The sequence below is a fragment of the Ruegeria sp. C11 genome (assembly GCF_056537725.1).
Genome location: NZ_JBQFSB010000006.1, coordinates 164,867 through 178,433, shown reverse-complemented (window position 1 = coordinate 178,433; position 13,567 = coordinate 164,867). Strand labels below are relative to the sequence as shown.

General features: G+C 58.1%; 14 protein-coding genes. 12 read left to right on the top strand and 2 right to left on the bottom strand.

Annotated elements, in window-relative coordinates; all coding sequences use genetic code 11:
- Positions 1–90: 90 nt before the first annotated feature.
- From ACR0NA_RS13050 to ACR0NA_RS12995, 12 genes are all read left to right on the top strand, one after another.
- Positions 91–1,677 carry a hypothetical protein gene (locus tag ACR0NA_RS13050; protein WP_480729432.1) on the top strand — a complete coding sequence of 529 codons (1,587 nt, stop codon included), beginning with the start codon at positions 91–93 and terminating at the stop codon, positions 1,675–1,677.
- Between the two features lie 7 nt (positions 1,678–1,684).
- Positions 1,685–1,876, top strand: coding sequence for a hypothetical protein (locus ACR0NA_RS13045; RefSeq protein WP_480729431.1), 192 nt, complete (start codon positions 1,685–1,687; stop codon positions 1,874–1,876).
- 95 nt (positions 1,877–1,971) lie between these two features.
- A complete protein-coding gene (locus ACR0NA_RS13040) occupies positions 1,972–2,535 on the top strand; it encodes a NifU family protein (protein WP_480451459.1) in 564 nt (187 codons plus the stop codon).
- Complete coding sequence (tsaB, locus tag ACR0NA_RS13035; RefSeq protein WP_480729430.1) at positions 2,525–3,115, top strand: tRNA (adenosine(37)-N6)-threonylcarbamoyltransferase complex dimerization subunit type 1 TsaB; 591 nt, start codon at positions 2,525–2,527, stop codon at positions 3,113–3,115. The genes ACR0NA_RS13040 and tsaB overlap by 11 nt, the downstream gene beginning before the upstream one ends.
- Positions 3,112–3,525 (top strand): GNAT family N-acetyltransferase, encoded by a 414-nt coding sequence (locus ACR0NA_RS13030; RefSeq protein ID WP_480729429.1) that lies wholly within the window; start codon positions 3,112–3,114, stop codon positions 3,523–3,525. The genes tsaB and ACR0NA_RS13030 overlap by 4 nt, the downstream gene beginning before the upstream one ends.
- Before the next feature lie 160 nt (positions 3,526–3,685).
- Positions 3,686–4,684, top strand: a complete 999-nt coding sequence (locus tag ACR0NA_RS13025) for a BMP family ABC transporter substrate-binding protein (RefSeq protein ID WP_170654737.1) — start codon at positions 3,686–3,688, stop codon at positions 4,682–4,684.
- 89 nt (positions 4,685–4,773) lie between these two features.
- Positions 4,774–6,303 carry an ABC transporter ATP-binding protein gene (locus ACR0NA_RS13020; protein ID WP_480729428.1) on the top strand — a complete coding sequence of 510 codons (1,530 nt, stop codon included), beginning with the start codon at positions 4,774–4,776 and terminating at the stop codon, positions 6,301–6,303.
- Between the two features lies 1 nt (position 6,304).
- Positions 6,305–7,399 (top strand): ABC transporter permease, encoded by a 1,095-nt coding sequence (locus tag ACR0NA_RS13015; RefSeq protein WP_170654733.1) that lies wholly within the window; start codon positions 6,305–6,307, stop codon positions 7,397–7,399.
- On the top strand, positions 7,399–8,406 hold the full coding sequence (locus ACR0NA_RS13010; protein ID WP_480451466.1) for an ABC transporter permease: 1,008 nt from the start codon (positions 7,399–7,401) through the stop codon (positions 8,404–8,406). The genes ACR0NA_RS13015 and ACR0NA_RS13010 overlap by 1 nt, the downstream gene beginning before the upstream one ends.
- A 90-nt stretch (positions 8,407–8,496) precedes the next feature.
- The gene (locus ACR0NA_RS13005; protein WP_480729427.1) at positions 8,497–9,555 is read left to right on the top strand and encodes a sulfite exporter TauE/SafE family protein; all 1,059 of its coding nucleotides are present in this window, start codon (positions 8,497–8,499) and stop codon (positions 9,553–9,555) included.
- Between the two features lie 8 nt (positions 9,556–9,563).
- The gene (locus ACR0NA_RS13000) at positions 9,564–10,487 is read left to right on the top strand and encodes a sulfite exporter TauE/SafE family protein (RefSeq protein ID WP_480729426.1); all 924 of its coding nucleotides are present in this window, start codon (positions 9,564–9,566) and stop codon (positions 10,485–10,487) included.
- Position 10,488: 1 nt separating this feature from the next.
- Complete coding sequence (locus ACR0NA_RS12995) at positions 10,489–11,253, top strand: TIGR02186 family protein (RefSeq protein ID WP_480729425.1); 765 nt, start codon at positions 10,489–10,491, stop codon at positions 11,251–11,253.
- A gap of 3 nt (positions 11,254–11,256) precedes the next feature.
- On the opposite strand, the gene ACR0NA_RS12990 is transcribed toward ACR0NA_RS12995, so the two are convergent.
- Both ACR0NA_RS12990 and ACR0NA_RS12985 read right to left on the bottom strand, forming a co-directional pair.
- Entirely contained in the window at positions 11,257–11,985 is a 729-nt protein-coding gene (locus tag ACR0NA_RS12990; RefSeq protein ID WP_480729424.1) for an SDR family oxidoreductase, read from the bottom strand.
- On the bottom strand, positions 11,982–13,514 hold the full coding sequence (locus tag ACR0NA_RS12985) for an ATP-dependent DNA helicase (protein ID WP_480729423.1): 1,533 nt from the start codon (positions 13,512–13,514) through the stop codon (positions 11,982–11,984). The genes ACR0NA_RS12990 and ACR0NA_RS12985 overlap by 4 nt, the downstream gene beginning before the upstream one ends.
- Positions 13,515–13,567: the final 53 nt, after the last annotated feature.

The following is a 13,567-nucleotide window of genomic DNA, read 5'->3' as shown; positions in this document are numbered from 1 at the left end:
CGGGTGATGCAGAATCCTGTGTCGATTCGGAAAAATTCAAAAACTCTGATAATATGCGCGAGTCGATTTATTAGCTTGTGCGTATTAGTTGTGAGAAAATTATTCCATACCGTTCTGGTCGCGGTTTTTGCTATACCGCTATGCCTTACCGCCGCACAGGCCGAAGGGTTCGATCCCTGCCCGCGACTACACGGCGCGGAAGACAATGAACCGCGAATCAGGTGGAACTGGTTTCTGACCGGCAACGACGAAGCAGAACCAGTACCATACAGCGAACATGAATACTATGTGACGGTCACCCCGGGCCGTTTCGTGAATGTGCGCTGCGATGACGCCCAGTTCGAAGAACAGGAAATGTATCCTATCGGCGTCGTCGTGAAACCGATCGCCTATGTCTCGCTTCCGGATTTCGAAGCGGGTCGCGGCGACCGCGCAATCCTTGTCATAACCGAGTACGGACATCGCAAGCTTATTCGCGAACAGGACATTCAGCCGCTTTTACAGGAACAGACCTATTTCTTTAGCGACAGCCCCGCAAATTCGCTGATTTGCAGAAGCGCCGATAACTGCCCGGGAAGTGGGATGGAAATCTGCGACAGACCTTCCCAGTGCCGGTACGTTGTTTCGGCGCGTTATGGGTTTGCCGTGGCTGAAGCGGATGATCCACAGGCGATGAGTACAATACAGGCCTTTCAGGCGGCCCTGAGCCAATCCTCTCGCGATGCGGATTACTGGAGCGAAAGCGGAGACGAAATCAGTCTGGAAGACCTTGAAGAAGCGGCGTGCCAGCCGTTTCCGGTTCTGGCCTACAAGGCTGGGGGTGAGCCACACCAGAGTGGCGCAAGTTATTTGTCGTTCTGCGCAAGCCGAAAGGCTGCCGGTGCAGAATACAACGCTCTGTTTCCGCTCAAGATCGTAACGAAGGCTTATGCAGATCAGGCGTTTGCCTGGCAACTGGATGGCTCGTTCCATCGCCGGTTTGGCGTCGGGCAGGCCGGACAGGAAACCAATCTGCTGGATGCAATGACAAATTACCGCATCACCTCGGTCAAGGAATGTGGAACGAAAATCACCGATACCTCGGGGTTTGACGCATCTGTAGGCCTCAAGGCCAAGGTTTCAGCCGGGATTTTCGAAGCATCCGCGGGGGCGGAAACCGCTTTGACCACCGAAATCACCAACACCCTGAGCGAGGACGACTATTTGCTGATGTCGACCTATTTCATCGAACCGATCAAAAACGCCCCTGCGGTCAGCGAGGAAGATGATAGTGAACTGTGGCTGTTCCGCGTAATTTTCCGATCACGGTGCGTGGACGGAACACCCAAATCCGCCACATCTGTCATCATCCATTACCACCGACTGTCCAGCAAGGTGCTTGAGGTGCGTGCCGCGGACGATCTGAAGCAAAGCTATCTCCAGAAATGGAAAGACTATGCCTATGCGGCAAATACCAGTGCGTCCGCCCTGCGCGAAGGGCAGTTCTGGACCGTTCCCGATCTGGCCGGATACTTCATCTGGCGCGACACGTTGCGCAAGTTCATCGAAGTAGAAAACAACGTCACAAGCCGGTTGCTGGCGCGTCATCCGCAGGAACAACGGCCCTATGTGCGCGACTTTTTCGTCTTTCTGATGTTGGCGGCCGCGTTCGATCATCGTGATCCATCTTTGAATTGAGGATAAAATGCTGCGCCTGACCTTTCTTCTTGTTCTGACTCTGTCCGTCGGCAGCCAGTCGCCTGGTGGTTCGGCTTGTGAAATTGCGCAAGGCACACGCTGCTGCACGCTCAGCACCGGTGTCCAATGCTGCGGCTTTTCCTCTTCGCCAACAGGTTCGATCAGTGGCTGCGACTGCCCGGATCTGAACCAGAGCTGAATGCTGATCCAGATTTACACATTTTAGAATCGTTCCAATTCTTGACTTCTGAGGTCCGCACCCGCATATCAGGGTCAACAGAAGCGGAGCTTGACATGTTCATCCAGACCGAATCCACCCCAAACCCGGCCACGTTGAAATTCCTGCCCGGTCAAACCGTTCTGGAAATGGGCACGGCGGACTTCCCGTCGCCAGAGGCGGCTCAGAAATCGCCTTTGGCGCAGCGTATCTTTGCTGTGAATGGCGTGACCGGCGTATTCTTTGGCAACGACTTCGTAACCGTGACCAAAGAAGACGGCGTTGAGTGGGACCACATCAAGCCCGCTATTCTTGGCGCGGTGATGGAACACTACCAGTCCGGCCAACCGGTGATGGGCGCGGATGCGCAAACAGCCTCGGGCCATGCCGAGCACACCGGCGAGGACGCCGAAGTCGTAGACCAGATCAAAGAGTTGCTGGACAGCCGCGTGCGCCCGGCAGTGGCGCAGGACGGTGGCGACATCACCTTCCACGGCTTCGACCGCGGTGTCGTCTATCTGCATATGCAGGGCGCCTGCGCGGGTTGCCCCTCGTCCACTTTGACCCTGAAGATGGGCATTGAAAACCTGCTGCGTCACTACATCCCCGAAGTGACCGAGGTGCGCCCGGTTGCCGTCTGAACCGACGATACTGGCATTTGATACATCGGCCGCGCATTGCGCGGCCGCTTTGTTGCGTGACGGCGAAATCCTTTTGTCGCGGGCCGAAGCCATGTCGAGGGGGCAAGCCGAACGGCTGATGCCACTACTTCAGGAACTGCTGACCGAGGCCAGATGTGACTGGAGCGATCTGGATGCAATCGGCGTCGGAATCGGTCCGGGCAACTTCACCGGCATCCGAATTTCGGTATCCGCCGCTCGCGGGCTTGCGCTGGGTCTTGAGGTCCCCGCCGTTGGCGTCTCAGGGTTTGAGGCGTTGAGTTTGGTCGCCCCGGCTGGCCACATCCCTGCTATCGCGGCCCCGCGGGATCAGGTTTATATTCAGATCGGAGAGGACGCTCCGGTATTGTCAGGCCGAGAACAGGTGGAAGCCCATACCCCCCTGTTTTTTTGCGATGAGCCCCAAAAACATGCCGAGGCGATTGCCCGGTCTGCAGCCCAGCGTTGGAACACAACCAGCGAGGCACCGGCCCCTCTTTATGTTCGACCGGCTGACGCGGCGCCTTCCAGAGACGTGCCGCCGGTACTTCTGGACGAATGACACCGGCGGAAATGGCGGCCCTGCACGCCGCAGCTTTCAGACAGTCGCGCCCCTGGACCGAAGAAGAGTTCGCTGATCTTTTGGCCAACCGGTTCACCTATGCCATTGGCAATACGGACTGTTTTGCGGTTTTCCGCGTCATAGCGGACGAAGCGGAACTGCTGACCATTGCGACCCACCCCTCGCGCCAGCGAGCAGGATTGGCACGTCATCTGATGAACGACTGGCAGCACACAGCCATCAGGGCGGGCGCGTCCCGCGCGTTTCTGGATGTCGCTGCTGACAATCAAGCGGCCATTGCACTCTATAAAAGTTGCGGTTATGCGCCCTGCGGTCTGTGCCGGGGCTACTATCGGCGCGAAAACGAGGAGAACGTGGATGCAATTGTAATGGAACGCAGCTTGCCCTGACGGCAGCCGGGCGTTTCTCAGACCATCTGGTCAAAAAGCGGTTGACCACCGCCGCCGCAAACGGCCTTAATTGCCAGCATCACAGCAGTTCTGCTCGCTTTGAGCGGAGCAACGGATTATTCGTTCGCTCCGGATCGATAAAAACCAACGGGAGTACAAAATGACCCTGATGAAATCCTTGATGGGCGCCGCTGCCGCCGTCGCATTGACGGCAGGCGCAGCCCTTGCCGAACCGGCCCTGATCTTTGATCTGGGTGGCAAGTTCGACAAGTCGTTCAACGAAGCCGCACATAACGGCGCCTCGCGCTGGGCCGAGGAAACCGGCGGAAGCTATCGCGAGATCGAGCTGCAGTCAGAAGCACAGCGTGAGCAGGCTCTGCGCCGCTTTGCCGAAGCGGGTGCAAACCCGATCATCACCATGGGTTTCGCGATGGCCGATCCGCTGAGCACCGTTGCACCCGACTATCCCGACACCAAGTTCGTCGTGGTTGACGTGACATGGCTGGACGCGCCGAACCTGCGTCAGGTCGGCTTTGCCGAGCACGAAGGGTCGTACCTTGTGGGCATGATGGCGGCGATGGCGTCGAAATCAGGCACCGTTGGCTTTATCGGCGGCATGGACGTTCCGCTGATCCGTCACTTTGGCTGTGGCTATGCTCAAGGTGCCAAGGCGGTTAACCCCGACATCAATGTCGTCGCCAACATGACCGGCACAACCCCGGCCGCTTGGAATGACCCGGTGAAGGGTTCGGAACTGACCAAAGCTCAGATCAGCCAGGGTGCTGACGTTGTCTATGCCGCCGCGGGCGGTACCGGTGTTGGCGTTCTGCAGACCGCTGCAGACGAAGGCATCCTGTCCATTGGAGTCGACAGCAACCAGAACCACCTGCATCCGGGCAAGGTTCTGACCTCGATGCTGAAACGCGTGGACGTGGCTGTTTATGAAGCCATGAAAGCGGGCGACGGGGTCGAGCCCGGCGTCTTTACCATGGGTCTCGCCGAAGAGGGCGTTGGCTATGCTCTGGATGACAACAACGCGCCTTTGGTTTCGGATGAAATGAAGGCCGCAGTCGACAAGGCACGCCAGGACATCATCGATGGCAACGTCACGGTCGTCAGCTATTACGAGAACGACAGCTGCCCGGCACTGCAGTTCTGATATCGCGCGGGACGGGGAGAGCGCTTTCCGTCCCGCATCCACTCTGCCGCGAATTGCAAGCGCGGCCCTTCGGCAATTGAGGACAAGACATGACCGTCCCCGCCATTGAGCTCAAAGGGATATCCAAAGCCTTTGGGCCGGTTCAGGCCAACAAAGATATTTCCATCAGCGTCGCCCCCGGTACGATCCATGGGATCATCGGTGAAAACGGTGCGGGCAAATCCACGTTGATGAGCATTCTCTACGGCTTTTACAAAGCCGACAAAGGTGAAATCTGGATCAACGGTACAAAGACCGACATCCCCGACAGTCAGGCGGCGATCGCTGCAGGCATTGGCATGGTTTTCCAGCATTTCAAGCTGGTCGAGAATTTCACAGTTCTGGAGAACATCGTTCTGGGCGCCGAAGAAGGCGGCCTGCTTGCGCCATCTCTGGCCAAGGCGCGCAAGGAACTGAAAGAGCTGGAAGAAGAATACGAACTGTTTGTCGATCCGGACAAACGCATCGACGAGATCGGTGTCGGGATGCAACAACGGGTCGAAATCCTCAAGGCGCTGTACCGGCGCGCGGAAATTCTGATTCTGGACGAACCTACGGGCGTGTTGACACCGGCCGAGGCAGATCAGTTGTTCCGCATTCTGCACCGTCTGCGGGAAGAAGGTAAGACGATCATCCTGATCACCCACAAGCTGCGCGAGATCATGGAAGCCACCGATACGGTTTCGGTTATGCGCCGCGGCCAGATGACGGCAACGGTCAAAACAGCGGAAACCAACCCCGAAGAACTGGCCGAACTGATGGTGGGCCGCAAGGTTCTGTTGCAGGTCGACAAGGTTCCGGCACAACCGGGCAAGCCCATTCTGGAAATCGAGGATTTGCACGTCAGCGACGAGGCTGGGGTCGAGCGGGTCAAGGGCATCAATCTGACTGTTCGGGCGGGCGAGATTGTCGGCATCGCCGGTGTCGCCGGAAACGGCCAGTCAGAGCTACTGGAAGTTCTGGGCGGTATGCGCGCCGGAAGTGGTACGATCAAACTGAATGGTTCCCCTCTGGCGCTGAGCGGTCCGGGTTCGGATGGGCAGGCGCGCCGCGCCCAGCATATCGCACACGTGCCCGAAGACCGGCAGCGCGAGGGTCTGATCATGGACTTTCACGCCTGGGAAAACGTGGCCTTCGGGTACCATCGCGATCCGGCTTATCAGCGTGGCATCTTCATGGACAACGCAGCCCTGCGGGCCGACACCGAACGCAAGATCGAGAAGTTCGACGTACGCCCGCCCGATGGCTGGCTGGCGGCCAAGAATTTCTCGGGCGGGAACCAGCAGAAAATCGTCGTCGCACGCGAGATCGAGCGCAATCCGGACCTGCTGCTGGTCGGCCAGCCGACGCGTGGCGTTGATATCGGCGCGATCGAATTCATCCACAAACAGATCGTCGCGCTGCGTGATCAGGGCAAGGCCATCCTGTTGGTCTCGGTCGAACTGGAGGAAATTTTCTCGCTCTCGGACCGGATCGCGGTGATGTTTGACGGACATATCATGGGCGAACGTTTGCCACATGAAACAGATGAAAAAGAACTGGGCCTGTTGATGGCCGGTGTTGCGGGGGAGGCCGCGTAACATGGACAAAATGCCTAAATGGGCCGACGTGGTCCTGATCCCAGTGATCAGTCTGATACTGGCAGCGATCCTTTCCGCCCTTGTCATCCTTGCAATCGGTGAAAACCCGGTCGAGGCTGTGAACCTGATGGTTACCGGCGCACTGGGGTCGACCTATGGCTGGGGCTACACGTTGTACTATGCCACCAATTTCATTTTCACCGGTCTGGCCGTGGCCGTCGCGTTCCATGCGCGCCTGTTCAATATCGGTGGCGAAGGTCAGGCGATGCTGGGCGGGCTGGGCGTGGCGCTTGTCTGCCTGCACGTGCCGTGGCCGCACTGGTCCATCGCTTTGCTCGGAGCTTGCGCGGCATCTATGATCTTTGGCGCGGCGTGGGCAGCAATTCCGGCCTATCTGCAGGCCAAACGCGGCAGCCATATCGTGATCACCACGATCATGTTCAATTTCATCGCTGCAGCATTTCTCAATTATATGCTGGTCAACGTCATGCGTCCTCAGGGGTCGATGGACCCAGCGACCGCCCGTTTCCCCGAGGCGACGCATCTGCCGACCTTCCAGTCAATGTTCTCGACCGCCGAAAACGTGGTGTTCCGCGGCGCGCCTGCCAACATCTCGTTCTTTGTGGCGATCCTTGCCTGCGTTGTGGTCTGGGCGCTGATCTGGCGCACCCGCCTGGGTTACGAAATCCGGGCCTATGGCCATTCGGAAACCGGGGCCATATACGCAGGTATTTCGCCTGTCCGCATCACCATTGTCGCCATGCTGATTTCGGGTGCTTTGGCTGGTCTGATGGCAACCAACAACGTGATGGGCGAGGCAGAGCGGCTGGTTCTGAATTCGACCGAAGGTGCGGGCTTTATCGGTATCGCAGTGGCGCTGATGGGCCGGTCGCATCCCTTTGGCGTATTCCTCGCCGCGATCCTGTTCGGATTTCTCTATCAGGGGGGGGCAGAGCTGGCGCTGTGGACTTCAATCCCTCGCGAACTGATCGTGGTGATTCAGGCACTGGTGATCCTGTTCACCGGGGCATTGGACAATATGGTGCGGATGCCGCTTGAAAAGCTGTTCCTTGGACTGCGGAAAGGATCGGCCTGATGGATTTTCTGACACTCATACAGGTCCTCGATTCGACCGTTCGCTTGGCGACACCTTTGCTGCTGGCCTGTCTTGCAGGGCTATACTCCGAACGGGCGGGCATCTTTGACATCGGCCTGGAAGGCAAGATGCTGATGGCCGCGTTCTTTTCCGCCGCTGTCGCGGCCGTAACCGGTTCGGTCTGGCTGGGGCTACTGGCGGGTATCGCGTCTTCGCTGGTTCTTGCCGGGCTGCACGGTCTGGCTTCGATCACTTTCCGGGGTAATCAGCTAATCTCAGGCGTGGCGATCAATTTCCTTGCCGCCGGTATGACCGTGCTTGTCGCACAGGACTGGTTTCAACAGGGAGGACGTACTCCTTCGCTGATCGGTGAAGGGCGTTTTGAGAGCGCTGAATTCCCGTTGGCAATCGGTCCGGAAGACGCGGAGCTTGCAGGACGCCCGGTTTCGGCGCTGATGTCCGAAACCAACGTTTTGCACCAGATTTATTCCGAATTGCTCTCAGGTCATTCCATTCTGGTCTATTTCGCCTTTCTGGCCGTCCCCGCGACCTGGTGGATACTGTACCGGACCAGATTCGGACTACGCTTGCGCGCCGTTGGTGAAAACCCCGCGGCGGTCGACACCGCTGGGGTGTCAGTGGTGGGCCTACGCTATGCGGCCGTTGCGATCTGCGGCGTGCTTTGCGGCATTGCGGGGGCCTATCTAGCGACAGCCTTGCAGGCTGGCTTTGTAAAGGACATGACGGCGGGACGCGGGTTCATTGCGCTGGCGGCGCTGATTTTCGCCAAATGGCGACCCTGGCACGCCATGGGGGCCTGCCTGCTGTTCGGCCTGTTGCAAGCCATAGCCCTGCGATTCCAGAACATCGATCTGGGTGGCGTCGTCATTCCGGTTCAGCTTATGGACGCCCTGCCCTATATCCTGACGGTCGTGATTCTTGCCGGGTTCGTCGGCAAGGCCATCCCACCACGCGCAGGCGGCGAACCCTATGTAAAAGAACGGTGATAGGGCCAGTTCAGGACCGTTCTTCGGTCCTGTTCGCTGCATAGCGGCATGCAGAGTTGATTTTGCGTGCCGCAACCGCTCTAAGGGGGTATGCATGTCTACCTCCCTATCGCCGAGGTCTCGGTGAATCCCCTATTGTTACTGGGCATCGGTGCGGCCGTCGGAGTGCTTTCCGGGATGTTCGGAGTGGGGGGCGGGTTTCTGATCACGCCTTTGCTGTTTCTTATCGGCATTCCGCCAACGGTTGCAGTCGCAACCTCGGCAAATCAGGTTGTCGCGTCCTCATTCTCGGGGCTTCTGGCCCATCTCAAAAGAAGAACCGTCGATTTGAAGATGGGGCTTGTTCTTCTTATTGGCGGGCTTTTCGGTGCGGCGTTGGGGATGGTTCTTTTCAACTTTCTCAAGCAGCTCGGGCAGGTCGATCTGGCCGTTCAGCTTTGTTACGTGGTGTTTCTGGGCGTCATCGGCAGCCTGATGTTCGTCGAAAGCGTGAACGCAATCCGGAGGTCTAAACAAGCCGGCGGCGCGGCACCTTATAAACGCCGTCAGCGAACATGGGTTCATGCGCTGCCATTCAAGATGCGATTTCGCGGCTCAAGCCTTTATATTTCCGTCATTCCACCTGCATTGGTTGGGTTCGGCGTGGGCATTCTGTCGGCAATCATGGGGGTCGGCGGCGGCTTTATCATGGTGCCTGCCATGATCTACATTCTTGGGATGCCGACCAAGGTTGTGATCGGAACGTCCCTGTTTCAGATCATCTTTGTGGCCGGGTTCACGACGATGGTGCATGCATCAACCAATTTCAGTGTTGATCTGATGCTGGCCCTTCTCTTGATTCTGGGCGGCGTCGTGGGGGCACAGTTGGGCACACAGATCGGCGCGCGCCTGAAAGCCGAGCAATTGCGCGTTCTGCTGGCCCTTCTTGTGATGTCAGTTTCGGGCAAAATCGCCTTTGAACTGCTGCTCGAGCCGGTCGAGCTGTATTCGGTCACTGAACAAGGTGGGATTGATCCTACCGGCAATCAAAACTCACCACGTGCGGTGGGAAATGACACGGAACTGTCACCCTTGGGCTGCACACGATCACTTGATGCCGGTGAGTGCGTAAAACCTGCCGCATTGCACAACTTATCCAGGCTGGACTAGAAGTCACCATGCAGATCTATTTACCGATAGCCGAAGTATCAGTTAACGCGTTCCTGCTTTTGGGCCTTGGTGGTCTGGTGGGCATCCTTTCCGGAATGTTTGGTGTCGGGGGCGGGTTTCTGATGACACCGCTGCTGTTCTTTATCGGGATACCTCCAGCCGTCGCGGTGGCCACCGAAGCGAACCAGATCGTCGCATCATCATTTTCAGGCGTTCTGGCCCATTTCCGACGAAAGACCGTGGACCTCAGGATGGGGACGGTATTGCTGATAGGCGGACTAATCGGCGCAGCGCTGGGCGTGGTGGTGTTCAACTATCTCAAAAGCCTCGGTCAGGTCGATCTGCTGGTAAAGCTTTGCTACGTGGTGTTTCTGGGTGTCATCGGTGGGCTGATGTTCATCGAAAGCCTCAACGCCATCCGCAAGCTGCGCAAGGCCGACGGAGCACCGCCGCCCAAACGCCGTCAGCGCGGATGGGTTCATGCGATGCCCCTCAAGATGCGGTTTCGGACATCTGGCCTGTATATCTCGGTCATCCCGCCACTGGTCGTCGGCCTTTGCGTTGGCGTGTTGTCCGCAATCATGGGCGTCGGTGGCGGATTCATCATGGTTCCGGCGATGATCTACATTCTGGGGATGCCGACCAAGGTCGTGGTGGGAACGTCGCTGTTCCAGATCATCTTTGTCACCGCATTCACCACGATGCTGCACGCGACCACCAACTATACTGTTGATGTGATGCTGGCCGTTCTGCTGCTGGTAGGCGGTGTCGTCGGAGCCCAGATCGGCACCCAGATCGGAGCCCGCATGAAAGCCGAGCAATTGCGTATTTTGCTTGCCCTCATGGTTCTGGCGGTCTGCGGGAAGCTGGCTTTGGAACTGCTTCTTCAGCCGTCGGAGCTGTATTCACTTGGCACGGACGGAGGGCACTGAGATGTTGCGTCTGATCGCTGTTTTCTGTCTGTTGTGTTCCTCTGCTTTTGCTGACGGGGAACAGGTTGTTCTTGGCCTTAGCCAGGACCGTGTTGCCATTACCGCCAATTTCGACGGCTCCGATATCCTGATCTTTGGTGCAGTCAAACGCGAAGCCCCAATTCCATCGGGCCCACCGCTGGAAGTGGTCGTTGCTGTGTCCGGCCCATCCGAACCGGTGATGGTGCGCCGCAAGGAAAAGAAGTTCGGGATCTGGGTGAATGTGGACAGCGTGTTGGTGGACTCGGCCCCCAGTTTTTACGCAGTCGCAACCAGTGCACCGTTCGATCAGGTGCTTACCGATACCGAAGACCTGCGGTATCGCATTTCCATCGAGCGGGCCATTCGCTCGGTTGGGGCTGCCATGCATATCCGTGAGGCACAGTCATTTGCTGATGCGGTCGTTCGCATCCGTGAAAAGGAACACCTGTATTCCATTCGCGAAGACACGGTGGCCGTGGACCAGCAGACCCTGTTTCGCACCTCGATCGAGATGCCTGCAGATCTGACCGAGGGCGAGTACGTCGCCCGAATTTTCCTGACGCGCGGGGGAGAGGTCATTTCACAGCTGGAAACCGCGATCGACGTGCGCAAGGTCGGACTGGAACGCTTTCTTTACAACCTGTCACGGCAAAACCCGATGGTATATGGCCTGATGTCTCTTGCGATTGCCATTGCCGCAGGCTGGAGCGCATCCACGGCATTCCGTCTGCTGCGCGAGAACTGATCTTCAGCCGCGTCCGATATAAGGCATTGTTGTCGCCATCACGGTCATGAACTGCACGTTGGCTTCGGGCGGCAGCGTCGCCATATGCAGAACGGAACGAGCCGCGTCTTCGACAGCCATGGTCGGATCGGGCTGCTGCCCTTGTGTTATCGCCGCATCGACCAATCCCTGAACCATGGGCGTTCTCGCGTTGCCGATGTCAATCTGACCACACGCGATGTTCAGATCACGCCCGTCCAGAGAAAGGCTTCGGGTCAGGCCGGTGATCGCGTGTTTGGTTGCCGTATAGTGGACCGAGTTCGGGCGCGGCACATGTGCCGCGATGGATCCGTTGTTGATGATACGCCCCCCTTGCGGAGACTGCCTGCGCATGGTGCTGAAAGCCGCCCGGGCGCACAGGAACATGCCATTCAGATTGACGTTGACCGTCTGATACCAATCCTCCAGCGCGATTTCGTCAATCTTGCCTGCAGGCGTAAACACACCGGCATTGTTGAACAGAACATCCAACCGTCCGGCCTTTTGCGCAAATGACAGAAAGGCAGCGTCGACTGCCTGCGGGTCCGTCACGTCCGCAGTCAGCGGAACAGCGTTTTCGTATTGGCCAGCCATCTCAGACAGAACGCCGCCGCTGCGCGCCAAAAGGCCTACAACCCAACCCTGTTCCAGAAACAGCTCGGCAGTGGCCCGACCTATGCCCGAGCTTGCACCGGTCACGATGATTGAACTCATGTTTCTTCCGCCTCCAGAGTCAGGGATGCAGCCGGAACCTGCCGCAGATCATCCACACGCAGTTCGTGTGTCGGTTTGGCCAAACGGTTGCGCACTACCCAGATCAGGCGTTCCTGAGCGCGGGTGATCGCGACATAGGCCAGACGTTTCCACAAGGGCTGTCCGGCCTCGGTCCGGCCCATTCTGGCGGCAGCATAGATATCCGGGGCAAAGACCTGTACCGTGTTCCATTGCGATCCCTGCGCCTTGTGAATCGTGACCGCCGCGCCGTGCAGGAATGTGGCCCCCATGCGTGCGGCGTAGGGGATGAACGGCTCTTCCTCGTCCGGCTTTTCGATTTTGACGATGGATGCGGCACTGACCTGCGGGTCCTCGGCGCCGATAACATGCAGCCGGGAAAACCCCGGTTTCCGTCCCGGCCCCAGATAGATGACCTGTGCCCCTTTGATAAGCCCGCGCGCTTCGAGGTCGAGGCGTTTTTTGCGGTGCTTCAGCGGCAGTTCAATTCCGTCGCAAATCAGCGGCTCGCCTTCCAGAAGTTCCGTTTCAGGCGCACCGTGAACATGCCGGAATGCGTTAATCAATCGTATCCGTGTTGCATTACGCCAGACCAGAACCGGGCTGCGGGCCATCAGGTCGACCTCGACCCGTTGGCCCCAGATCACGCGATCATCCTTGCGCGAGGTTTGTTCAATCAAGTGCTCGAATTCTTCAAACCCCATCGCCGGGTCGGCCAAAGCATGTGCAAGATCCAGAATCGGATTATCCGCGTCCTGACGATGAACGCGGTGCAGGGTCAACTTTCGCGGCTCTGCCAATCCATCAAAGACCATCGATCCGGACTGATTGACAGGCGCCAGCTGTGCCGGATCGCCAAACATCAGAAGTGTCGGAAAAATCTCCTGCAGGTCCTCGAACTGCCGGTCGTCCAACATCGACGCCTCGTCCACGAATCCGATGTCCAGCGGTTCGTCCCTGCGTTTCCAACCGGTTATGAAATCCGACCCGCGCAAACCTGCTGCAGCTAGAGCCCCGGGGATCGACTTGTTTTTCTCGTAAAAGGCAGCCGCTCGATCCAGTGCCTCATCCGTCAGACCTTCGATCTCGGGGCGGTCCCCGTTGCCAGCAAGCCATTCGGCAATCCGCTCGTATTCAGGGTCATATACGGGCGTATAGAGAATGCGGTGGATTGTGGTTGCCGGGACCCCGCGCAATCGCAGAACACTAGCGGCCTTGTTCGTTGGGGCCAGAATGGCAAGGCTGCGTTTGTCCTTGGACTTGCGGCTTTCATAATCGCCGGACACAACATTCACACCCGCCTCGGCGAGTGCCTTGTAAAGCTCGGCAAGCAGCAGCGTTTTTCCGGAACCTGCTTTACCGATCACCGCCATTACCCCGGATTTCCCTCCGCCTGGTGGCCTCAGCAGCGCGTCGTCTTCAAGGTCAACTCCAGCTGTTTTCAGCATCTCGGCGATGCTGTCATAGGCGGTCGCCTGATCGTCGGAAAAGGTCACATTCGGCAAGGACATGGCGCGACCCTACAGGGCCGCGCGACCCATCACCAGATGCGGAATAAGGAAAT